The organism is Rhizobium sp. FG96 (assembly GCF_057808655.1).
The window spans coordinates 78,856-99,161 of the sequence record NZ_JBMDIL010000007.1; the positions used below are offsets into that span (position 1 = coordinate 78,856).

A 20,306-nucleotide genomic window follows, 5' to 3' on the forward strand; every position below is an offset into this window, starting at 1 on the left:
TCCGAAATTGGTTATTGAGGGTATGCCAATGTTTCTGGAAGACGAGTTTGCCACAGAGCGGCTCCGCGCCAGCCGTGTGTCCTTTTCATTCCTGATTGCGTTCACGACATTTTTCGCATCGCTGATGATGGCCGCAGGCCTGGTCTCCGCCGCCCGCGCCGAAGAAGCGCAGCCGCAGAAGGTCGAGCAGCTCGCAGGCCTCGTTCGCCCGAACGACGTCAACAGCGGCTCGCTGCTCTTTCCGTCGAAGGAACCGGGCTTCTTCATCGAGGCGCCGCGGCTGAAGACCGATGTGCAGATGGACGTCTCCGGCCCCGTCGCCCGCGTCAAGGTCACCCAGCGCTTCCAGAACCCGAGCAAGGGCTGGGTCGAGGGCACCTATGTCTTCCCGCTGCCAGAAAATTCCGCCGTCGACGAACTGAAGATGCAGATCGGCGATCGCTTCATCGAGGGCCAGATCAAACCGCGTCAGGAAGCCCGCGAGATCTACGAACAGGCCAAGGCAGAAGGCAAGAAGGCCGCTCTTCTCGAACAGCAGCGCCCGAACATCTTCACCAACCAGGTCGCCAATATCGGCCCGGGCGAAACCATCGTCGTGCAGATCGAATATCAGCAGGCCGTGCACCAATCGGGCGGCGAGTTCTCGCTGCGCTTTCCGATGGTCGTCGCGCCTCGCTACAATCCGGCCCCCGTCGTCCAGACCGTCGAGTTCAACAACGGCGCCGGCTTCGCGGTGCCGTCCGATCCGGTGCCGAACCGCGAGAAGATCGAGGCACCGGTGCTCGATCCGCGCGAAAACGCCAGGATCAATCCGGTGGCGCTGACCGTGAACCTCAAGGCAGGCTTCCCGCTCGGCGACGTCAAATCCGCCTTCCACGATGTCGACATCAAGCAGGACGGCGACCAGAACCGCGTCATCAGCCTGAAGGGTGACTCCGTTCCCGCCGACAAGGATTTCGAGCTCACCTGGAAGGCAACTCCCGGCAAGACGCCGAGCGCCGGCCTCTTCCGCGAGGTGCTCAACGGCAAGACCTATCTTCTCGCCTTCGTCACCCCGCCCGCAACACCGGATGCCTCCACGGCACCGCCGAAGCGCGAGGTCATCTTCGTCATCGACAATTCCGGCTCGATGTCCGGCGAGTCGATCGCGCAGGCCAAGGAAAGCCTGGCGCTGGCGATCTCCAGGCTCGGCCCCGACGACCGCTTCAACGTCATCCGTTTCGACGATACGATGACCGACTATTTCGGCGGCCTTGTCGGCGCGACACCAGACAATCGCGAAAAGGCGATCGCCTATGTGCGCGGCCTCACCGCCGATGGCGGCACCGAGATGCTGCCGGCGCTCGAAGATGCGCTGCGCAACCAGGGCGCCGTCGCCAATGGCGCGCTCCGCCAGGTGGTCTTCCTGACGGATGGCGCGATCGGCAACGAGCAGCAGCTGTTCATGGAGATCACCAACAACCGCAGCGATGCTCGCGTCTTCACAGTCGGCATCGGCTCGGCTCCGAACTCCTACTTCATGACCAAGGCCGCCGAGCTCGGCCGCGGCACCTTCACCCATATCGGCTCGACCGATCAGGTGGCCTCGCGCATGGGCGAGCTCTTCGCCAAGCTGCAGAACCCTGCGATGACCGATATCGCCGCCACTTTCGACGGCGTGCAGGCAAGCGACATCACGCCGAACCCGATGCCCGACCTCTATACCGGCGAGCCCGTCGTCCTGACCGCCGAACTGCCGACGGACAAGCCATCAGGCAAGCTGCAGATATCAGGCAAGACCGGCGCCCAGCCCTGGCGCGTCGAGATGGATATCGCCAATGCCGCCGATGGCAAAGGGCTCTCCAAGCTTTGGGCGCGCCGCAAGATCGACGATCTCGAAGCCCGCTCCTACGAGCGCCAGGATCCGGCAGCGCTCGACAAGGATGTCGAGACGATCGCCATGGCTCACCATCTCGTCTCCCGCGTCACCAGCCTCGTTGCCGTCGACGTCACGCCGTCGCGCGCCGATGGCCAGCCGGTCACCTCGACCAAGCTGCCACTCAACCTGCCCGACGGATGGGACTTCGATAAGGTGATGGGCGAACCCGCCCCTGCCCCTGCCGGCAGCGCACCGGATCACGCCATGGCAAAGCCGCAGATGGAATTTGCCGCCGTCGCCAACCAGATGGCCGCCGCCCCGACACCGGGTGCCGCAAACCTGATCGCCCAGCGCTCGGCATCGGTAAAGCTGCCGCAGACGGCAACCCTTGCCGACCGGCAGATCATGCAGGGCCTGACCATGTTGCTCGCAGCCCTGGCCGCTGCCGGCGGCTTTGCGATCTGGCGCCGCCGCATCCGCGGCGCCTTCCTCACAGGAGGCCGTTGATGCCCGGCGCACAACGCGGAAGCTGGAACGAGGAAGCGGGCGAGTTCGACCCGCTTCCGAGCTATCTGGAGCTGATGATGGCGAATGCCGCGGCGACGGCGTTTGAGATCGACGCGCCCCGGAAAAGCCTCCTAGCCCGCCTGTCGGCGATGGAGAAGGTGATCGCCGTCGCCATCCTCGGCCTCGGGCTCTACGGCACGGCGCTGATGACCAGCGGCTTCTACATGAAGGGCAAGGCAGAACTCTCGCAGGTGCTGCTGAAACGCGCCTTCGCCGCCGAGCTGCGCGGCGAGGATGCCAAGCCCTGGCCCTGGGCAGATTTCACCACAGAAGCCGAAGTCAGCGCCCCACGCCTCGGCAAGACGGCGATCGTGCTCTCCGGCGCCACGGGCGAAGCCCTCGCCTTCGGCCCGGCCTGGCTCAGCAACACGCCGCAGCCCGGAGAAGAAGGCACCTCCGTCATCGCCGCCCACCGCGACACGCATTTCCGCTGGCTGAAGGATGTGCGCGCCGGAGACGATATCGAGATCACCCGCCGCGACGGCTCCGTCCTGACCTTCAAGGCAACAGATGCCCGTGTCGCCCGCTGGGATGAAAGCGGCATCGACGCCGCGTCAGAGGGCCGCCACCTCGTGCTGACGACCTGCTGGCCCTTCGACGCCACCGAGCGCGGCCCGATGCGCTACATCGTCGAAGCCGAACTGGTCGACAGGATCCAGACCGGCACCGTTCAACCCGGCAACACAAAGCCGTTATCCGGGACCTGATGAGGTTGAAGCGATCGCCCACGCGCGCCACCTACCCGCCTGGATGGTAGAACGGGGAGATCATGAACATGCTCAGGGGATTGCGCATCGCTTTGGCGGCAGGCGCCGCATTTGCAACAGCCGGCGCGGCATTCGCCGCCGACCGGGTGCAAACCAAGGAAGTGACGGTCAGCGTCGATACGCTGGCAACCGGGCTCGATCATCCCTGGGCGGTCGAGGTCATGCCCGACGGCGCCTATCTCATCACCGAACGCCCCGGCAATATCAGGATCATCCGCGACGGGAAGGCATCAGAGCCGCTCGGCGGCGTGCCCGAGGTCAGCGCCCGCGGCCAGGGCGGCCTGATGGACGTGGCGCTCGCCCCGGATTTCGCCCAAAGCCGCATCCTCTATTTCACCGCCGCGATTGCCAATGCCAAGGGATCGGGCACGGAAGCCTTTTCTGCAAAGCTCTCGGCCGACGAGAGCAGGCTTGAGGACGTGAAGCCGATCTTCACCATGGCGAAGTTCACCGGCGGCAACATCCAGTACGGCTCGCGGATCGCCATCGCCAAAGACGGCAGCCTGTTCATCAGCGTCGGCGACCGCGGCAGCCGCGACCGCTCGCAGGATTTCAAGGACGACGCCGGCTCGATCATCCATGTCAACGCCGATGGCAGCATCCCCGCCGACAACCCCTTCCGCGACGGCGCAAAGGCGCTCCCCGAAATCTGGTCTAAGGGCCACCGCAACCCGCAGGGCATCACCTTCGACAGCTCCGACGGCAAGCTCTACACCGTCGAGCATGGCGCCCGCGGCGGCGACGAGATCAATCTCATCCAACCCGGCAAGAATTACGGCTGGCCTGTCATCACCTATGGCCGCGACTATTCCGGCGCCAAGATCGGCGAAGGGACGGAAAAGGCCGGATTGGAGCAACCCCTCCACTACTGGGATCCCTCGATCGCCCCTGGCGCCATCGCCGTCTATCGCGGCAAGATGTTCCCGGAATGGGACGGCGACATGCTGGTGGCCGCGCTGAAGTTCCAGCTGCTGTCGCGCATGCAGCGTGACGAAAGCGGCAAGTTCACCGCCGAGGAACGTCTGTTCGAGGGCAATTACGGCCGCATCCGCGACGTGACCGTGGCCCCCGACGGCGCCTTGCTGATGGTCACCGACGAAAGCGACGGCGCGCTGCTGCGCGTCTCCCGCGCCGCCAATCAGGACGGCTGATCGCAGATCACGAATTTCAGTCCACAGCGCCAGCCCCGGCTGATGCGTTCATTCACGCTTGCTGAAACAAAACCCAGCTGCTAACCACGGCCATCACACCGTGCTCCCCGCAATCGAGGAATGACATGACTCGCGTTCAGGCGAACCTGTTGCTGTTGCTTGCTGCTGCCATCTGGGGCGGCGGCTTCGTGGCGCAGTCGACAGCGATGAAGGAACTCAGCCCGTTCTGGTTCATCGGCCTGCGTTTCGCCGTTGCGACGGCCGCCGTCCTGCCCTTCGTTCTGCTCGAGCGCCGCAAGGCTGCCGTCAAGACCAGCAGGCGCCATCTCGGCCTCTACCTGGCAATCGGCCTTGCCCTCTTCGGTGGCGCCGCGACCCAGCAGGTCGGCCTGCAGACGACGTCGGTCACCAATTCGAGCTTCATCACCGGCCTCTACGTGGTCTTCGTACCCGTCATCGCCGTGCTCTTCCTGCGCCGCCCGCCGCACTGGATCATCTGGCCGGGTGCCGTGATGGCAATCGCCGGCATCTACCTTCTGTCGGGCAGACATTTGTCGGCTCTGACGGTCGGCGATGGCCTGACCGTCATCTGCGCCGGCTTCTGGGCGATCCAGATCACGCTGGCAGGAACGACCGTCAAGGAAACCGGCCGCCCCCTGGCCCTGTCGGCCACGCAGTTTGCCATCACCTCCCTGCTCGCTCTCATCGTCGCCGCGATCTTCGAACCCGTCAGTCTCGACGCCATCATGGGCGCAGCACCCGAGATCCTCTATGTCGGCGTTTTCTCCTCTGGCGTCGCCTTCGTGCTGCAGATCATCGGCCAGCGATATACGACACCCTCGCAGGCGGCGATCTTCCTGTCGTCGGAAGCCCTGTTCGGTTCCTCGCTCGCCGCATTGATCCTTGGCGAGACAATTCCCCCAGTCGGCTATATCGGCTGCGCGCTGATGTTTAGCGCTATGCTTGTAGTCGAGGTGGTGCCCGAACTGTCGCGACGCCGCGCCCAGGCGGTCTGAAACCGCATCCACGGCACATCGCCGGAATGATTCGGAATTTTTTTTGGGTGGGTCCGAAGACCCGCTCACGTTGTGTTTTTGGGAAAATCTGCTCACAAATTATATTGCAGACGATACAAAACGTTAATCATGCACCCGCGCGGAGCGATTTTTTGCGTTTTGGCGCAAATAGGACACCCGCGGCGACTGTGCTCCTGAGGACACGTTAAAAAACTTTTGCTTGCCAATTCCCAATAATCACAGCAATCTCGCGGCGTTCGGGCATTTTGCGAGCATGGGAAGTCCTTAAGAAAGTGCGCGCCGGAAACGCTAATATTCCGGTCAGCCGGTCTCACAAGATGGGGAATAATCCCACCAAGAGACAGGCCGAGGTAGAGGGGACCTTTTTCTCGAAATTCAAGAACTGCCTGCTAGCGCTCCGGAAGGGGCATAATTGATGCTGCCCGTGTGGATGGCGGGCAGAGAGAAAAGGACCTGACGCATGGCCGAGACTGGCACTGTAAAATTCTTCAATACCGACAAAGGCTTCGGCTTTATCAAGCCGGACAAGGGTGGCGCCGATATCTTTGTACACATTTCTGCCGTTCAGGCTTCCGGCCTCGCCGGACTGACGGAAAACCAGAAGGTAAGCTTCGACACGGAGCCGGATCGCCGCGGCAAGGGACCGAAGGCCGTCAATCTTCAGATTGCTGGCTGAGCCCAAACAAGGCCGTCGAATTCGAGTTGAAGCCCGGCAGAAATGCCGGGTTTTGTTATTCAGCATCCGTTCAGATAGCCGCCACTATCGTCTCAACATCACGGCGCAGGAACCCGCAGCCGTCCTGAAGAGTTTTAAAGGCAGCACTTCCCGCTGTCTTGGAGAGTAGGACAAGATCATGAACACGATCGCAAAGACACTTCTTCTGACGGCCGCAGCCGCCGCTCTCAGCCTTTCCGCTGTCAGCGAAGCTTCCGCCGACAGCTGGCGCCATCACCACAATAACGACGCCTGGGTCGGCGGTGCCGTTGGCCTCGCAACCGGCCTCGTTGTCGGCTCGGCAATCGCCAACGCCAACCAGCCGCGCTACTATTATGATGAGCCGCGCTACGCAGAACCGGTTTACGAGCCGGAATACGAAGCCGTGCCGGTCTACCGCGCTCCCCCGCGTTATTACGCACCGGTCCGCGCCGGCATCGAGCCCTGGACGCCGCAGTGGCAGCGTTACTGCTCGTACCGCTACCGGACCTTCGATCCGGGCACGGGCACCTTCATCGGCAACGATGGCCGCGAGCACTTCTGCACCGCCGGCTGATCGCCGCCCGATCGGATATTAAGAAAGCGCCGCTCATCGAGCGGCGCTTTTCGTTTGTCAGATGCCCTGCAGGAACGGGTTGTTGCGCCGCTCGTCGCCGATCCGGCTCCCCGGCCCATGGCCGCAGATGAAGCCGACATCGTCCCCCAGCGGCAGCACCTTGTCGCGGATCGACGCCATCAGCTGGTCGTGGTCCCCGCCCGGCAGATCGGTGCGCCCGATCGAACCGTTGAACAGCACGTCGCCGAGATGCGCGAAATTCTGCGCGCGATTGACATAGATCACATGCCCGGGCGCATGACCCGGCGTGTGATAGACCTCGAACTCGTGATTGCCGAACGATACCTTGTCGCGGTCTTCCAGCCAGCGGTCCGGCTCGACATTCTTGAGACCGGTGATCCCGTATTTCTGCTGCTGCGTCTCGATCCGCTGCAGCAGCGGCAGGTCGTCCTTGTGCGGACCGACGATATCGATCCCCAGCGCCGCCTTGAGATCCTTGGCGCCGCCGGCATGGTCGAGATGGCCATGTGTCAGCCAGATCTCCTTGATCTTGAAGCCGTTCTCCTCGACCACCTTGACGATCGTCTCGACGTCGCCGCCGGGATCGACCACCACCCCCTCCTTGGTGTCAGGATCGAAAAGCACGGTGCAATTCTGCTGAAACGGTGTCACCGGAATGATTCCGGCCTGTAGCATACCCATTGGCGCCTCTTATGTTCTCTACCCGCCCCTATAGTCTGAATGGCGAGTGACGAAAGCAAGTTTTTATCGGCGCCTCACACCTAAGAGACAGGCTGTAACAACAGTTTATGACGGCGAAAAGCGCCTTTCGCTCCTGTTTTTCCTTTGAAAATCAACAACCTGCAAGAACCTCCCGGCATGGTGGAAACAATAGGCTTACGCCTTTTGGAACCGGATGGTGAACGGTGCGTTTCCAGCCCGGTAAACAAGGAGAAATGCAAATGACCATGACGAGAAACATTTTCCTGGCAGGCGCCGTGCTTGTTGCAAGCGCGGGCTTTGCGCATGCGGAAATGGCCGCCACGGCCATCAACGATCTCAATGTCCGCGCCGGTCCCGGCCCGCAATACCCTTCCGTCGGCATCGCCACCCGCGGCTCGTCGGCCTATCTCGACGGCTGCATCCAGGGCAGCCGCTGGTGCCGCGTCGATGTCAACGGCGTCCGCGGCTGGGTCTATGCCGAATATCTGCAGGTCCAGCATGAAGGCGCCCCTGTCGTGGTCGAGCAGAACCAGACGAGCCTCGGCGTCCCCGTCGTGACCTACGAGACAACGGCGAGCGTCGTTCCCGCCGAGCCGCAGCCCGGCCCCGGTGACGAGCTGCTCGGCCCGGTCGGAGACGTCGATGCGATCACGCCGCCGGCCGAAGTCCGCACCTATATCGACACCACGCCGGCGCAGACCGTGCAGCTCGGCGGTGATGTCGTCGTCGGTGCAGAGGTTCCGGCTGACGTGACCTTCCAGGAAGTCCCGAATTACGAATATCGCTACACCCGCATCAACGACCGCCCGGTGCTGGTCGATCCCGGTACCCGCCGCATCGTCTACGTCTATAACTGAGGCGGATTAGCGATCCGGAATGAAACAGAAAAGGCGGCCGCCTGGCCGCCTTTTCGCATTTCTGTGGACAAGTTTACTGCGAGGCGACTGTCTATCCACCGGCTCCCCGCACACGCAGCCTGTTGATTGTTGTCCCGATTGCGTTTTATCCACTGACGCACTGGGGAAAAATATGCGTTGTATTGGCAAGCGGAGACTGGCCGGGTTCGGGCGAAGGCGAGCCTCGGCCCGAGCTCTGCAAGGTCCGGGAGCGCCGAGAGCGGCCCGGAACGCATGGGATGAGAAAGGGAAATGACGTGGCGCCACGACAGACCAGCGCGAAAGCGGCCAAGCCTGAGCCGCTGTCCACGCCGATGGAAAACAGCGGCATCATCGACTTCGAAATCATCGAGCTGTTCTTCTTCGCCTATCGCGATTTCGTCTCCGATCCGGACGCCATTCTCGAGAAAAGCGGCTTCGGACGCGCCCATCACCGGGTGGTACACTTTGTTAACCGTGAACCCGGCATGACCGTTGCTGATCTTCTGGATACATTGAAGATTACCAAACAGAGCCTCGCCCGAGTGCTCAAACAACTGATCGATTCAGGCTACATTAGACAAGTCGCGGGCCCGGAAGACCGGCGCCAGCGCAAGCTTTATCCGACAAAGACGGGGCGCGAACTGGCGCTTGCTCTGGCGGAGCCGCAATCGCGCCGCATTGAGAGGGCATTCGACAATGCTTCTCTTGAAACGCGCGAGAGCGTGAAGGCATTTCTGAGGGGCATGCGGGACAGGCAAACAGCGAAAGCGGACTGAATGGCGGGAAAGACAATCATTTCTGATGATGCGGCTCATCTGCTTGTCGTCGACGACGACACGCGCATCCGTGCACTGCTCAACCGTTACCTCACCGAAAACGGCTTCCGGGTGACCGTTGCCGCCGATGGCGCCGAGGCACAGCGCAAGCTCACCGGGCTCGATTTCGACCTGATCATCATGGACGTGATGATGCCCGGCGAATCCGGCATCGACGTGACGCGCGGATTGCGGGCGATCAAGAACGTTCCGATCATCATGCTGACAGCGCTGGCAGAGTCGGACAATCGCATCGCCGGCCTGGAAGCTGGCGCCGACGACTATCTGTCGAAGCCCTTCGATCCGCGCGAACTGGTGCTGCGCGTCAACAACATCCTGCGCCGCAACGCCTCGGATGCGCCGAAGATCGAGCAGATCATGTTCGGCCCCTACACCTTCTCGCTGACCCGCAAGGAGCTGAAGAAGGCGGCGGAAGTGATCCGGCTGACGGATCGCGAGCAGGAAATCATGCTGCTCTTTGCCCGGCGCGCCGGCGACACCATTCCTCGCCACGAGCTGATCGGCGACGACGTCGATGTCGGCGAACGCACGATCGACGTGCAGATCAACCGTCTGCGCCGCAAGATCGAGGATGATCCGGCAAATCCTGTCTGGCTCCAGACGGTTCGTGGTATAGGATACAGGCTGAGCATCGATTGATGCTCCGGACGTCAGGATCGCGACAGAGATGGTGACATTCGAAAGCCTGCGGCGCGAAGAGCGCTTGCCCGCCACCGGTTGGAAGTGGTTCACGCGCTTTCTGCGCCGCCGCCTGCCGACGGGCATCTATGTCCGCTCGCTGCTGATCATCATCATGCCGATGCTGCTTTTACAGTCGGTCGTCGCCGCCGTGTTCATGGAACGCCACTGGCAGATGGTCACGCAGCGCCTGTCGATGGCCGTCACGCAGGACATCGCCGCGATCATCCAGATCATCGATACCTATCCGCAGGATGCCGATTACACGGCGATCACCAAGATCGCCCGCGAGCAGATGAAGCTGCAGATCTCGATCGAGCCGGACGGCGACCTGCCGCCGCCGCGTGAAAAGCCGTTCTTCTCGATCCTCGACGGCATCCTCTCCGATGAAATCAACGACCAGATCAAGCGCCCCTTCTGGATCGATACGCTGGGTGACTCCAGTCTCGTCGAAATCCGCATCAAGCTGGACGACAAGATCCTGCGGGTGCTGACCAAGCGCAACCAGACTTACGCCTCCAACACCCATATCTTCATCGTCTGGATGGTCGGCGCCTCGCTGGTGCTGATCGGCGTCTCGATTCTCTTCCTGCGCGGCCAGATAAGGCCGATCCAAGCGCTGGCGGCTGCAGCCGAGAGCTTCGGCAAAGGACAGAAGGCCGAGAATTTCTATCCGCGCGGCGCCGACGAAGTCCGCCGCGCCGGCCTCGCCTTCATCCTGATGCGTGAACGCATCGAACGGCAGATCGAGCAGCGCACCGCGATGCTGACAGGCGTCAGCCACGATCTCAGAACCATCCTCACCCGCTTCAAGCTGCAATTGGCGCTGGCCGGCAACAATCCCGACCTGCAGGGCATGGCCGACGACGTCAACGACATGCAGTCGATGCTGGAAGCCTATATGGCCTTCGCCCGCAGCGAGATCGAAGAGGATGTCGGCGAACTGAAGATCAGCGAGATGCTCGCCAAGATCGAGACCGATTTCGCCCTGCACGAAAAGAGCTTCAGCTATTCGATCGAAGGCGATGACGAGATCGTCGTGCGCCCCAATGCCTTCACCCGGCTGGTCACCAATCTCGCATCGAACGCCCGCCGCTATGCCAACTCGCTGAATATCGAGGCCAAGCATGGCTCCAAATGGCTGACGCTGACCTTCGATGACGACGGCCCCGGCATTCCCGAAAAGAACCGTGAAGACGTCTTCAAGCCGTTCTTCCGCCTCGACGAGGCCCGCAACCTCGATGATTCAGGCACCGGCCTCGGCTTGGCCATCGCCCGCGACATCGCTCGCAGTCACGGCGGCAACGTCACGCTCTCCGACAGCCCGCTCGGCGGCCTGCGCGCCGTCATCCGCGTTCCCGCGTGAGTTTTCGATGAGCATTTTCGAGAAAATGACCTGGCTCAACCCGCCGCCCTCGGCGGAAGTCCGCGACGGCGCGCTGCACGCCCGCTCCGGCGAGAAGACCGATTTCTGGCAAGGCACCTATTACGGCTTCCACCGCGATGACGGCCATTTCCTGCATCAGCAGCGCAAGGGCGATTTCACCGCCGAAGTCACCTTCTCCGGCCGCTACGAAGCGCTCTACGATCAGGCCGGCCTGATGATCCGCGCCGACGAGCGCCGCTGGATGAAATGCGGGATCGAATATACCGACGGTGCCATGCATTTCAGCACCGTCGTCACCAACGGCAATTCCGACTGGTCCGCCTTCCGCATCGACCACGCCTTCGCGCAGATCTCGGCCCGCGTCACCCGCAACGGCGACGCCCTCTTCATCCAGTACCGCACCGATGTCATGAAAGATTGGCGCATGGCGCGCCTTGCCTGGTTCGATCCCGCGATCGAAACCTTGATGGTCGGCCCCGCCTTCTGCTCACCGCAACGCGCCGGCTTCGAGGCAACCTTCCATTCCTTCACGCTGACCGATCCGGTCTCGCGCGATATTCATTGATCACATCAACTTCTTGCCGTTGGGCACCGGCTTGTCCGTTGCCGCCAGCACGATCGCGCCGGCCTCGTCCTCGAAGCCGAGGGTCAGCACTTCCGAGCGGAAGGGGCCGATCTGGCGGGGCGGGAAGTTGACGACGCCGAGAACCTGGCGGCCGACGAGGTTGTCGAGATCGTAGTGCACGGTGATCTGTGCCGAGGACTTCTTGACGCCGATCTCGGGACCGAAGTCGATCAGCAGCTTGATCGCCGGCTTGCGCGCTTCCGGAAAGGGCGATGCCTCGATGACCGTGCCGACACGGATGTCGACGCGCTCGAAATCGGCATAGGTGATTTCGTCAGCCATGATCCGCCTCAGCCCGCCAGTTCCTGGGCGCGCGTGCGCGCGGCCTCAAGAGCCTCGTCGAACAGCGGCTGCATCCCCTTCTGGGCCATCAGCACGGCGAGTGCGGCAGCAGTCGTGCCGCCGGGAGAGGTGACGTTCTGGCGAAGCTTGGAAGCGTCGTCGGGGGACTGGTGGAGAAGTTCACCAGCCCCCGCGACCGTTTCCCGTGCAAGACGCATGGCGAGGTCCGCCTGCAGGCCAAGTTTACGGCCTGCCTCAGCCATGCACTCGACGAGATAAAACACGTAAGCAGGGCCGCTGCCCGACAGCGCAGTAACGGAATCGATGTCGGACTCGGCCGGAACCCACTCAACAGGACCGGATACGCGAAGAAGAGAATGAACGCGGTCGCGCTGTTCGGCGCTGACCTTGGCATTGGCGAAAGCACCGGTGACGCCGCGGCCGACCATGGCAGGCGTATTCGGCATGGCGCGAACCATGGCGGCTTCGCCGAGATGTTTCTCGAGGAAACCGAGCGTCTTGCCGGCGGCGACCGAAACCACGACAGTATTCGGCCCGACCGCATGCTTCACCAGCGGCAGCACCGCTTCCATCACCTGCGGCTTGACCGCGATGAACAGGACACCGGCCTTGAGGCCGGCAGGCGCCGCCGTCACATGCGTCGCACCTGCATCCTCGATCGTCTTCATCATTGCCGGCGACGGGCCGGGATCGACAACGACCACGGAGGAGCCGGGGACGCCGTTCTTCAGCCAGCCGGAGAGCATCGCGCCCCCCATATTGCCGGCACCGATGAGAACGATAGGATCTGCAGAGACGCTGGACATGAGAATTACGCTTCGCCGACGGTTTCGAAAAGAACGGCTTCCATCGCCTTGGCGGCATCGAGGCCGGACCAGATGACGAACTGGAATGCCTGATAATAGGCTTCGCAGGTATCGAGCGCGCTCGAAAGCAGCACTTCGACCTGACGGTTGGTGGGCTCGGCGCCGCCTGCGAGGAGCAGCGACTGGCGGAAGATGATCACGTCTTCCTGGCGCCACAGGTCGAAATGGCCCATCAGCACCTGGCCATTGATGGCAGCCAGAAGCTTGGTGACTTCGTTGACGCGATTTTCCGGCACCTTGATATCGAAGGCGCAACCGAGATGAAGAGCTTCAAACTCTTCCATCCAGGAAAAGGAGATGTGGTAATCGGCCCACTTCCCCTCGACCGTCATCGCGATCTCGTCCTCGCCTGACCGTTCAAATGCCCAGTCATTATTGGCGGCGACGTACTCGATCATATCGACCGGGTTCGACTGACGCTCGAATTCCAATTCCATCAGGCTCATGCAGCACCTTCTTGACCGGGAATGAATGCGACTGACTTGGGTCTACACAACACAAGAAAAGACACACGCAAATACCGGAACACCAATTCGATGACCCTTGAACCGCAACCCAGGCTTAACGCAGAAAACCTGCCTGGAGCTTACCGCCGTCCGGTTCGAATCATCATTTAAAATCAGTGTATAATCAGACCGGCGACAAGCCAGCCCCCGGTTGCCTTATTTCCCGAAAGGTACTGTGGACAGCTTCTCGAAATCGGATTCAGGAGGGGGATATAAATGACTCTGCCCATTGGCTTTTTTGGCAGTGTCCACAGGTGGATAAAGGCACCTGATTTTTTGGTCTGAGATGCGGCGTGTCGCAAATGCGCCACACCACATCTTGTAGCAAAACGGGAATTACTTCTTCTTGGCGGCTAGCTGCGCTTCGAGAGCGGCGACTCGTGCCAGCAGCGCATCGTTTTCGTCGCGCGCCTTGATCGCCATCTCGCGTACGGCCTCGAATTCCTCGCGCTTGACGACATCCATGCTGTTCAGCCAGCGCTCGGCCTGCGCGCTGAAGGCCGTCTCGACCTCCTTGCGCACGCCCTGGGCAGCACCGGCTGCATCGGTCATCAGCTTTGCGAATTCGTCCATGATGCGGTTTGCTCCAGTCGTCATGGCGGTTTTCTCCTTCGCACGACATGTTTCTTCAGGCTCGAAGCCTCTGAAATTGAGGTAGGGCTTCGCCGTTAAGGATGCAAGCGCTTTGCTCTGGATAAGAGCCCGCCTCGCCCTGCCCTGCCTCACAATCGACTTGACCGCCTCGTATCGCAACGCCATGGTCCGCGCACATCAACGGGTGGGAAAGCCTTGCCGACTGCAGCCAATCTCATGGCAATCATGCCATTTCCGGATATCGATCCGATCGCCTTTTCGATCGGGCCGCTCGCTATTCACTGGTATGGCCTGGCCTATGTCGTCGGCATCATGCTCGGCTGGTTCTATGCGCGCCGCCTCGCCGGCAATGACAGCCTCTGGCCGGCAAACGCCTCGCCGATCACCAAGACCCAGCTCGACGACTTCGTGGTCTGGGCTGCCCTTGGCATCGTGCTGGGCGGCCGCATCGGCTATATCCTCTTCTATGATATGCCGGCGGTGATTGAGAGCCCGATCCGCGCCATCCAGATCTGGAACGGCGGCATGTCCTTCCACGGCGGCATCACCGGCACGACGCTCGCCATGATCCTCTTTGCCCGCAAGAACAACATCCCGATCTGGAGCCTGTTCGACATCGTCGCCGGTGTCGTGCCGATCGGCCTGTTCTTCGGCCGCATCGCCAATTTCATCAATGGCGAACTCTGGGGCCGTCTCGCGGATGTGCCCTGGGCAGTTGTCTTCCCGAGTGGCGGTCCTTTTGCCCGTCATCCAAGCCAGCTCTACGAGGCCGGTCTCGAAGGCATCGTGCTGCTCTCGGTTCTGGCGCTTCTGATCTACGGCTTCCGCGCCCTGAAATCGCCGGGCCTCATTTCCGGCGTCTTCGTCTGCGGCTATGCGCTGTCGCGTATCTTCGTGGAATTCTTCCGCGAGCCGGATGCGCAGCTTGGCTATCTGCTCGGCACAGGCTGGCTGACCATGGGCATGGTTCTCTCCTTCCCGATGATCCTGCTCGGCCTCTGGGCGATCGTGCGCGCCCGCCGCCAGGTCGCGCTGCAGAACTAACGCAGACCGGACGTGACCACCATGACCACCGCACTCGGTGAAAAGATCAAGGCGATCATCCAGGCGAACGGCCCGATCAGCGTGACCGATTACTTCTCGCTGTGCCTCGCCGATCCCGAACACGGCTATTACCGTGTCCGCGAGCCCTTCGGCCGCTCCGGCGATTTCGTCACTGCCCCCGAGGTCAGCCAGCTCTTCGGTGAGATGATCGGCGTCTTCATCGTCCACGCCTGGCAGCAGCACGGCACACCGGCTGGTGTCCGCCTCGTCGAGATCGGCCCCGGCCGCGGCACGATGATGTCGGACATGCTGCGCGTCATCGCCCGCCTGGCGCCGCCGCTCTTCGAGAACATGAGCGTGCACTTGGTCGAGACCAGCGAGCGCCTGCGCGACGTCCAGAGCCAGACGCTGGAAGCCCATGAAGGCAAGATCGCCTGGCACAATGACTTTGACGAAGTACCGCCCGGTTTCACGCTGATCGCGGCCAACGAGCTTTTCGACGCCATCCCGATCCGCCAGTTCGTCAAGACGCAGACCGGCTTTCGCGAGCGCATGGTCGGCCTCGGCGCGGACGACGAGCTTGTCTTCGCGGCGGGTGTCGCCACCATCGACCCCGCCCTCCTCCCGGATGGCGCCCAGTCGATGCCGGCGGGTACGCTTTTCGAATTTTCGCCCGCGCGCCAGTCGGTGATGCTCGCCATCTGCGAGCGTCTCAAGGCTTTCGGCGGCACCGCGCTTGCGATCGACTACGGCCACCTCGTCAGCGGCTTCGGCGATACGCTGCAGGCCGTGCGCATGCACGAATTCGATCCGCCGCTCGCCAATCCCGGTGAGGCCGACCTGACGAGCCACGTGGATTTCGAGCACCTTGCCCGCACCGCCGTCGGCGCCGGACTGCATCTGAACGGCGCGCTGCATCAGGGCGACCTCCTCGTCGGCCTCGGCATTCTCGACCGCGCGGCAGCACTCGGCCGTGACCGCGAACCGCGCACGCAGCAGATCATCCAGAGCGCCGTGGACCGCCTTGCCGGCTCCGGCGAGGGCCGGATGGGCGAGCTTTTCAAGGCGATGGCGGTCTCCTATCCCGCCGTCGATCTCATGCCGTTCCGTCCGGTGGATTGACAGAGCGCGCCGCCCTGCGCCAACATCCGGCGCAATCAACAATGCTTCACCGGACGATCCGGTGAACAATGAACCCGTTCTAAACACCCCGGAATCACTGATGCAAAACGCGGCTTCACCCGCACCGATCGAAAGCGCGCTGCTGCAACAGGCGGCGGGCGACGCGATCCGTCATGGCTACTTCACCCGCGAAGGCGGCGTCTCGGAAGGCCTCTATCGCGGCCTCAATGTCGGCCTCGGCTCGAACGACGACCGAGACCGCGTCAACGAGAACCGCAGGCGGGTCGCCGCCTGGTTCGGCCAACCGCTCGAAAAGCTGGCGACCGTCCACCAGATCCATTCGCCCGATGCCGTCACCGTCGATGGCGACTACGACGGCGACCGCCCGCAGGCCGATGCGCTCGTCACCGCCACACCCGGCATCGTGCTCGGCGTGCTTGCCGCCGATTGCGGACCGATCCTGTTTGCCGACCCGGAAAACAGGGTCATCGGCGCCGCCCATGCCGGCTGGAAGGGCGCGCTGACAGGCGTGCTCGAAAACACGATCATCGCCATGGAGAAACTGGGCGCAAGGCGCGAGGCGATCGTCGCCTGCCTGGGACCATCGATCAGTCAGGCGAGCTACGAAGTCGGCGCGGAATTCGTCGAGCGCTTTGTCACACAGGATGCTGCCTACGCGCAGTATTTTATACCGTCAGAAAAGCCCGGACATTCGATGTTCGATCTTCCGGGCCTCACCGTCGCTCGGTTGACGAAGGCAGGCGTTCGCGCCGAGAGCGTCGGGCTCTGCACCTATCCGGATAGCGAGCGCTTCTTCTCATACCGCCGCACCACCCACAACAACGAGCCGGATTACGGCCGCCAGATTTCAGCGATAAGCATCAGGGAGATTTGAGACAATGGCACTGCACTTCGAACGGAGCGAATTCGCAAGCCGCCTCGCCCGCGTCACCGACCAGATGCGCGAGGAGAAGCTCGACGCCCTCCTCATCTTCGCGCAGGAAAGCATGTACTGGCTGACCGGCTACGACACCTTCGGCTACTGCTTTTTCCAGACGCTGGTCGTCAAGGCTGATGGCACGATGGCGCTGATCACCCGCTCGGCCGATCTTCGCCAGGCCAAGCACACCTCGATCCTCGAAAACGTCCATGTCTGGGTCGACCGCGTCAACGCCGACCCGACGCTCGACCTCAAGAACCTGCTGGTCGAGATGGACCTGCTCGGCGCCCGCATCGGCGTCGAATACGACACGCACGGCATGACCGGCCGCGTCGCCCGCCTGCTCGATGCCCAGCTTGCGAGCTTCGGCCAGATCAGCGACGCCTCCTACCTCGTCAGCCGCCTGCGCCTGATCAAGAGCCCGGCCGAAGTCGCCTATGTGGAACGTGCCGCCGCGCTCGCAGACGATGCGCTCGACCAGGCAATCCGCCTCACCAAGCCAGGCGCCGACGAAGCCGACATTCTGGCCGCGATGCAGGGCGCCGTCTTTAGCGGCGGCGGCGACTATCCGGCCAATGAATACATCATCGGCTCAGGCGCCGACGCCCTCCTCTGCCGCTACAAGGCAGGCCGCCGCAAGCTCGATGCCAACGATCAGCTGACGATCGAATGGGCGGGCACCTACGCCCACTATCACGTGGCGATGATGCGCACGATCGTCGTCGGCGAGCCGACGCACCGCCACCGCGAGCTCTACAGCGCCTGCCTGGAAAACCTGCAGGCGATCGAGACCGTGCTGAAGCCTGGCCATACCTTCGGCGATGTCTTCGACATGCATGCCAAAATCATGGACGAGCGCGGCCTTGCCCGCCACCGCCTGAACGCCTGCGGCTACTCGCTCGGCGCCCGCTTCTCGCCGTCCTGGATGGAGCACCAGATGTTCCATGTCGGCAATCCGCAGCCGATCGAGCCGAACATGTCGCTCTTCGTCCACATGATCATCGCCGATTCCGACAGCGGAACCGCCATGACGCTCGGCCAGACCTACCTGACGACAACAGAGGGTCCGCGCACCCTGTCGCGTCACTCGCTGGACTTCCTTAGCGCCTGAGAGACCGGCAAGAATCCGGAATTGACACAAGACCATCCCCGCCCGCATAAACCTGGGCGGGGCTGATGCAAATGACGGAAGGAAAGCTGGAAGGATGACGCGATCGTTGACTGCGCCAGCACTTCTTGCATGCCTCGCCAGCCTGCTCGCCGCCTGCAACACGACCGATGCGATGACGCCGCTCGTCGATATCGGCGATTCCTCGATGCCGCCGCGCTCTTCGCCGGTCACCCAGCGCGAAGTCGAGCGCATGGCCGGATCGCAATCCCGCCAGGCCTTTGCCGCCGAGCCGCAGGAAGGCTACCACCCCGCCTATAACCAGGCCTACCGCCCCGGCCCCGGCGCACCGCCGACCACGATGCAGGCGCAGGCCGACGCAATGTCGGCGCGGCCGCAGGCCTATCGCGCGCCAGAGGCCGTCGAGAGCGAGCCGCTCTCCAATGCCGAGGCCGAAGAACAGGATATGGGCGATCAGGCGCCACCGCCGCATCGTCAGCAACAGCAGCCGCAACAGCAAGAAGCACAACAGGTCGCCGCCATCGATCCGGTGGAGTCGGGCTCGACCCGCGGCAATACCGTGCGCTTCCTGCCGATCATCGGCGCACCTGTTCAGGCCGTCACGCCGCTCTCGCGCCAGCTCGGCTCCGAGGCCCGTTCGCACGGCCTGTCGATCAAGAGCTCCACCGACAACAGCAGCGACTATATTCTGAAGGGCTATCTCTCCGCCTTCACCGACGAAGGCAATGTGACGGTGACCTATGTCTGGGATGTGCTCGACAGCAGCGGCGGCCGCCTGCACCGCATTCAGGGCGAGGAGAAGGTTCCCTCCGCCGCTCAGGACCCCTGGGCCGGCGTCCCGGCCTCGGTCATGCAGCAGATCGGCACCAAAACCATCGCCGAATTCAACGCCTGGCGCCGATCGCAGGGCGGTTAGCAACAAGGTTTTTACAAATATCAAGCCCTGTGTCGCCTTTACGCTTGCATTCAGAAGCAAGCTGGCTAAAAAGCGCGGCTATCAGCAGACAATAGGCGGGCCAAAATGAAGGTTTTCGCAGGCAATTCGAACCGGCATCTCGCCGAAGCGATCTGCACCTATCTCAATGTGTCCTTGGGCAAGGCCAGCGTAAGAAGATTTGCCGACCAGGAAATCTTCGTCGAAGTTCAGGAGAACGTCCGCGGTGAGGACGTCTTCCTCGTCCAGTCGACGTCCTTCCCGACGAACGACCACCTGATGGAATTGCTGATCATGATCGACGCGATGCGCCGGTCCTCGGCACGCCGCATCACGGCCGTCCTTCCCTATTTCGGCTACGCCCGCCAGGATCGCCGCGCCTCCGGCCGCACACCGATCTCGGCAAAGCTCGTCGCCAACCTGATCACCGAAGCCGGCGCCGATCGCGTTCTGACGCTCGACCTGCATGCCGGCCAGATCCAGGGCTTCTTCGATATCCCGACCGACAACCTCTATGCGGTTCCGGTCCTGACGCGCGACATCAAGGCCAATTACGACACCAGCAACGTCACCGTCGTCTCGCCTGACGTCGGCGGCGTCGTGCGCGCCCGCGCGCTGGCAAAGCGCCTCGACTGTCTGCTGGCGATCGTGGACAAGCGCCGCGACCGCCCTGGCGAATCCGAAGTCATGAACATTATCGGCGAAGTCGAAGGCAAGGATTGCATCCTGATCGACGATATCGTCGATTCCGGCGGCACGCTCTGCAATGCCGCCGATGCCCTGCTCGCTCAGGGTGCCGCCAGCGTCACGGCCTATATCACCCACGGCGTCCTCTCGGGCGGTGCGGTCACCCGCATCACCTCGTCGAAGCTGCGCGAACTCGTGATCACCGACTCCATCCAGCCGACGACGGCTGTGCAGTCGGCCCACAATATCCGCGTCATCACGACCGCCAACCTGATCGGCGAAGCCATCAATCGCACCAGCCAGGAAGAGTCGGTTTCGAGCCTCTTCGACTGACGGTTCCATTCCCAATCAAGCTGAAGCGGTGAAGTTGCATTTTGCGGCTTCATCGCTTTTGCCGTTTCGG

At 62.5% G+C, this 20,306-nt stretch carries 22 protein-coding genes; 17 read left to right on the forward strand and 5 right to left on the reverse strand.

What is annotated here, in order from left to right:
- Nucleotides 1–28 precede the first annotated feature (28 nt).
- The 6 genes from ACODR6_RS15440 (at nucleotide 29) to ACODR6_RS15465 (ending at nucleotide 6,651) form a co-directional block, all read left to right on the forward strand.
- Nucleotides 29–2,365 carry a marine proteobacterial sortase target protein gene (locus tag ACODR6_RS15440; RefSeq protein ID WP_489022850.1) on the forward strand — a complete coding sequence of 779 codons (2,337 nt, stop codon included), beginning with the start codon at nucleotides 29–31 and terminating at the stop codon, nucleotides 2,363–2,365.
- Nucleotides 2,365–3,132, forward strand: a complete 768-nt coding sequence (locus tag ACODR6_RS15445; RefSeq protein ID WP_489022851.1) for a class GN sortase — start codon at nucleotides 2,365–2,367, stop codon at nucleotides 3,130–3,132. The genes ACODR6_RS15440 and ACODR6_RS15445 overlap by 1 nt, the downstream gene beginning before the upstream one ends.
- 68 nt (nucleotides 3,133–3,200) lie before the next feature.
- On the forward strand, nucleotides 3,201–4,343 hold the full coding sequence (locus ACODR6_RS15450) for a PQQ-dependent sugar dehydrogenase (RefSeq protein ID WP_489023140.1): 1,143 nt from the start codon (nucleotides 3,201–3,203) through the stop codon (nucleotides 4,341–4,343).
- 125 nt (nucleotides 4,344–4,468) lie between these two features.
- Nucleotides 4,469–5,359 carry a DMT family transporter gene (locus tag ACODR6_RS15455; protein ID WP_489022852.1) on the forward strand — a complete coding sequence of 297 codons (891 nt, stop codon included), beginning with the start codon at nucleotides 4,469–4,471 and terminating at the stop codon, nucleotides 5,357–5,359.
- 481 nt (nucleotides 5,360–5,840) lie between these two features.
- Entirely contained in the window at nucleotides 5,841–6,056 is a 216-nt protein-coding gene (locus ACODR6_RS15460; RefSeq protein WP_007534130.1) for a cold-shock protein, read from the forward strand.
- Nucleotides 6,057–6,234: 178 nt separating this feature from the next.
- Nucleotides 6,235–6,651, forward strand: coding sequence for a BA14K family protein (locus ACODR6_RS15465; RefSeq protein WP_112719306.1), 417 nt, complete (start codon nucleotides 6,235–6,237; stop codon nucleotides 6,649–6,651).
- Between the two features lie 57 nt (nucleotides 6,652–6,708).
- Here the strand turns inward: ACODR6_RS15465 and ACODR6_RS15470 are convergent, their stop codons facing one another.
- Complete coding sequence (locus ACODR6_RS15470; protein WP_489022853.1) at nucleotides 6,709–7,353, reverse strand: MBL fold metallo-hydrolase; 645 nt, start codon at nucleotides 7,351–7,353, stop codon at nucleotides 6,709–6,711.
- A gap of 260 nt (nucleotides 7,354–7,613) precedes the next feature.
- On the opposite strand from ACODR6_RS15470, the gene ACODR6_RS15475 reads away from it, so the two are divergent.
- From ACODR6_RS15475 to ACODR6_RS15495, 5 genes are all read left to right on the forward strand, one after another.
- Nucleotides 7,614–8,231: a DUF1236 domain-containing protein gene (locus ACODR6_RS15475; RefSeq protein WP_112719308.1), complete on the forward strand. Its 618-nt coding sequence runs from the start codon at nucleotides 7,614–7,616 to the stop codon at nucleotides 8,229–8,231.
- Nucleotides 8,232–8,509: 278 nt separating this feature from the next.
- Entirely contained in the window at nucleotides 8,510–9,028 is a 519-nt protein-coding gene (locus tag ACODR6_RS15480) for a MarR family winged helix-turn-helix transcriptional regulator (protein WP_112719309.1), read from the forward strand.
- Nucleotides 9,029–9,727, forward strand: a complete 699-nt coding sequence (locus ACODR6_RS15485; protein ID WP_199627055.1) for a response regulator — start codon at nucleotides 9,029–9,031, stop codon at nucleotides 9,725–9,727.
- Nucleotides 9,728–9,755: 28 nt separating this feature from the next.
- The gene (locus ACODR6_RS15490) at nucleotides 9,756–11,132 is read left to right on the forward strand and encodes an ATP-binding protein (protein ID WP_489022854.1); all 1,377 of its coding nucleotides are present in this window, start codon (nucleotides 9,756–9,758) and stop codon (nucleotides 11,130–11,132) included.
- Between the two features lie 7 nt (nucleotides 11,133–11,139).
- Nucleotides 11,140–11,718, forward strand: a complete 579-nt coding sequence (locus ACODR6_RS15495) for a DUF1349 domain-containing protein (RefSeq protein WP_489022855.1) — start codon at nucleotides 11,140–11,142, stop codon at nucleotides 11,716–11,718.
- On the opposite strand, the gene ACODR6_RS15500 is transcribed toward ACODR6_RS15495, so the two are convergent.
- From ACODR6_RS15500 to ACODR6_RS15515, 4 genes are all read right to left on the reverse strand, one after another.
- Nucleotides 11,719–12,060, reverse strand: coding sequence for a tRNA-binding protein (locus ACODR6_RS15500; protein ID WP_112537855.1), 342 nt, complete (start codon nucleotides 12,058–12,060; stop codon nucleotides 11,719–11,721).
- A gap of 8 nt (nucleotides 12,061–12,068) precedes the next feature.
- Nucleotides 12,069–12,887, reverse strand: coding sequence for a pyrroline-5-carboxylate reductase (gene proC / locus ACODR6_RS15505; RefSeq protein WP_489022856.1), 819 nt, complete (start codon nucleotides 12,885–12,887; stop codon nucleotides 12,069–12,071).
- 5 nt (nucleotides 12,888–12,892) lie between these two features.
- Nucleotides 12,893–13,393 (reverse strand): type III secretion system chaperone family protein, encoded by a 501-nt coding sequence (locus ACODR6_RS15510; RefSeq protein ID WP_112719315.1) that lies wholly within the window; start codon nucleotides 13,391–13,393, stop codon nucleotides 12,893–12,895.
- Nucleotides 13,394–13,789: 396 nt separating this feature from the next.
- Entirely contained in the window at nucleotides 13,790–14,050 is a 261-nt protein-coding gene (locus tag ACODR6_RS15515; RefSeq protein ID WP_112719316.1) for an accessory factor UbiK family protein, read from the reverse strand.
- A gap of 192 nt (nucleotides 14,051–14,242) precedes the next feature.
- On the opposite strand from ACODR6_RS15515, the gene lgt reads away from it, so the two are divergent.
- The 6 genes from lgt (at nucleotide 14,243) to ACODR6_RS15545 (ending at nucleotide 20,236) form a co-directional block, all read left to right on the forward strand.
- A complete protein-coding gene (gene lgt, locus ACODR6_RS15520; RefSeq protein WP_199627063.1) occupies nucleotides 14,243–15,091 on the forward strand; it encodes a prolipoprotein diacylglyceryl transferase in 849 nt (282 codons plus the stop codon).
- Between the two features lie 21 nt (nucleotides 15,092–15,112).
- Nucleotides 15,113–16,213 (forward strand): class I SAM-dependent methyltransferase, encoded by a 1,101-nt coding sequence (locus tag ACODR6_RS15525; protein ID WP_449098802.1) that lies wholly within the window; start codon nucleotides 15,113–15,115, stop codon nucleotides 16,211–16,213.
- A 100-nt stretch (nucleotides 16,214–16,313) separates the two neighbouring features.
- The gene (pgeF, locus tag ACODR6_RS15530; RefSeq protein WP_489022857.1) at nucleotides 16,314–17,108 is read left to right on the forward strand and encodes a peptidoglycan editing factor PgeF; all 795 of its coding nucleotides are present in this window, start codon (nucleotides 16,314–16,316) and stop codon (nucleotides 17,106–17,108) included.
- A gap of 4 nt (nucleotides 17,109–17,112) precedes the next feature.
- Entirely contained in the window at nucleotides 17,113–18,264 is a 1,152-nt protein-coding gene (locus tag ACODR6_RS15535; RefSeq protein ID WP_489022858.1) for a M24 family metallopeptidase, read from the forward strand.
- Between the two features lie 94 nt (nucleotides 18,265–18,358).
- The gene (locus ACODR6_RS15540) at nucleotides 18,359–19,198 is read left to right on the forward strand and encodes a hypothetical protein (RefSeq protein ID WP_489022859.1); all 840 of its coding nucleotides are present in this window, start codon (nucleotides 18,359–18,361) and stop codon (nucleotides 19,196–19,198) included.
- 105 nt (nucleotides 19,199–19,303) lie between these two features.
- Nucleotides 19,304–20,236 (forward strand): ribose-phosphate pyrophosphokinase, encoded by a 933-nt coding sequence (locus tag ACODR6_RS15545; protein ID WP_130277841.1) that lies wholly within the window; start codon nucleotides 19,304–19,306, stop codon nucleotides 20,234–20,236.
- Nucleotides 20,237–20,306: the final 70 nt, after the last annotated feature.

Excerpts from the sequence above, each read along its gene's own strand:
- ACODR6_RS15440 (WP_489022850.1), top strand. The coding sequence starts at position 29 with ATGTTTCTGGAAGACGAGTTTGCCACAGAGCGGCTCCGCGCCAGCCGT.
- ACODR6_RS15445 (WP_489022851.1), top strand. The coding sequence starts at position 2,365 with ATGCCCGGCGCACAACGCGGAAGCTGGAACGAGGAAGCGGGCGAGTTC.
- ACODR6_RS15450 (WP_489023140.1), top strand. The coding sequence starts at position 3,201 with ATGCTCAGGGGATTGCGCATCGCTTTGGCGGCAGGCGCCGCATTTGCA.
- ACODR6_RS15455 (WP_489022852.1), top strand. The coding sequence starts at position 4,469 with ATGACTCGCGTTCAGGCGAACCTGTTGCTGTTGCTTGCTGCTGCCATC.
- ACODR6_RS15460 (WP_007534130.1), top strand. The coding sequence starts at position 5,841 with ATGGCCGAGACTGGCACTGTAAAATTCTTCAATACCGACAAAGGCTTC.
- ACODR6_RS15465 (WP_112719306.1), top strand. The coding sequence starts at position 6,235 with ATGAACACGATCGCAAAGACACTTCTTCTGACGGCCGCAGCCGCCGCT.
- ACODR6_RS15470 (WP_489022853.1), bottom strand. The coding sequence starts at position 7,353 with ATGGGTATGCTACAGGCCGGAATCATTCCGGTGACACCGTTTCAGCAG.
- ACODR6_RS15475 (WP_112719308.1), top strand. The coding sequence starts at position 7,614 with ATGACCATGACGAGAAACATTTTCCTGGCAGGCGCCGTGCTTGTTGCA.
- ACODR6_RS15480 (WP_112719309.1), top strand. The coding sequence starts at position 8,510 with ATGAGAAAGGGAAATGACGTGGCGCCACGACAGACCAGCGCGAAAGCG.
- ACODR6_RS15485 (WP_199627055.1), top strand. The coding sequence starts at position 9,029 with ATGGCGGGAAAGACAATCATTTCTGATGATGCGGCTCATCTGCTTGTC.
- ACODR6_RS15490 (WP_489022854.1), top strand. The coding sequence starts at position 9,756 with ATGGTGACATTCGAAAGCCTGCGGCGCGAAGAGCGCTTGCCCGCCACC.
- ACODR6_RS15495 (WP_489022855.1), top strand. The coding sequence starts at position 11,140 with ATGAGCATTTTCGAGAAAATGACCTGGCTCAACCCGCCGCCCTCGGCG.
- ACODR6_RS15500 (WP_112537855.1), bottom strand. The coding sequence starts at position 12,060 with ATGGCTGACGAAATCACCTATGCCGATTTCGAGCGCGTCGACATCCGT.
- proC (WP_489022856.1), bottom strand. The coding sequence starts at position 12,887 with ATGTCCAGCGTCTCTGCAGATCCTATCGTTCTCATCGGTGCCGGCAAT.
- ACODR6_RS15510 (WP_112719315.1), bottom strand. The coding sequence starts at position 13,393 with ATGAGCCTGATGGAATTGGAATTCGAGCGTCAGTCGAACCCGGTCGAT.
- ACODR6_RS15515 (WP_112719316.1), bottom strand. The coding sequence starts at position 14,050 with ATGACGACTGGAGCAAACCGCATCATGGACGAATTCGCAAAGCTGATG.
- ACODR6_RS15525 (WP_449098802.1), top strand. The coding sequence starts at position 15,113 with ATGACCACCGCACTCGGTGAAAAGATCAAGGCGATCATCCAGGCGAAC.
- pgeF (WP_489022857.1), top strand. The coding sequence starts at position 16,314 with ATGCAAAACGCGGCTTCACCCGCACCGATCGAAAGCGCGCTGCTGCAA.
- ACODR6_RS15535 (WP_489022858.1), top strand. The coding sequence starts at position 17,113 with ATGGCACTGCACTTCGAACGGAGCGAATTCGCAAGCCGCCTCGCCCGC.
- ACODR6_RS15540 (WP_489022859.1), top strand. The coding sequence starts at position 18,359 with ATGACGCGATCGTTGACTGCGCCAGCACTTCTTGCATGCCTCGCCAGC.
- ACODR6_RS15545 (WP_130277841.1), top strand. The coding sequence starts at position 19,304 with ATGAAGGTTTTCGCAGGCAATTCGAACCGGCATCTCGCCGAAGCGATC.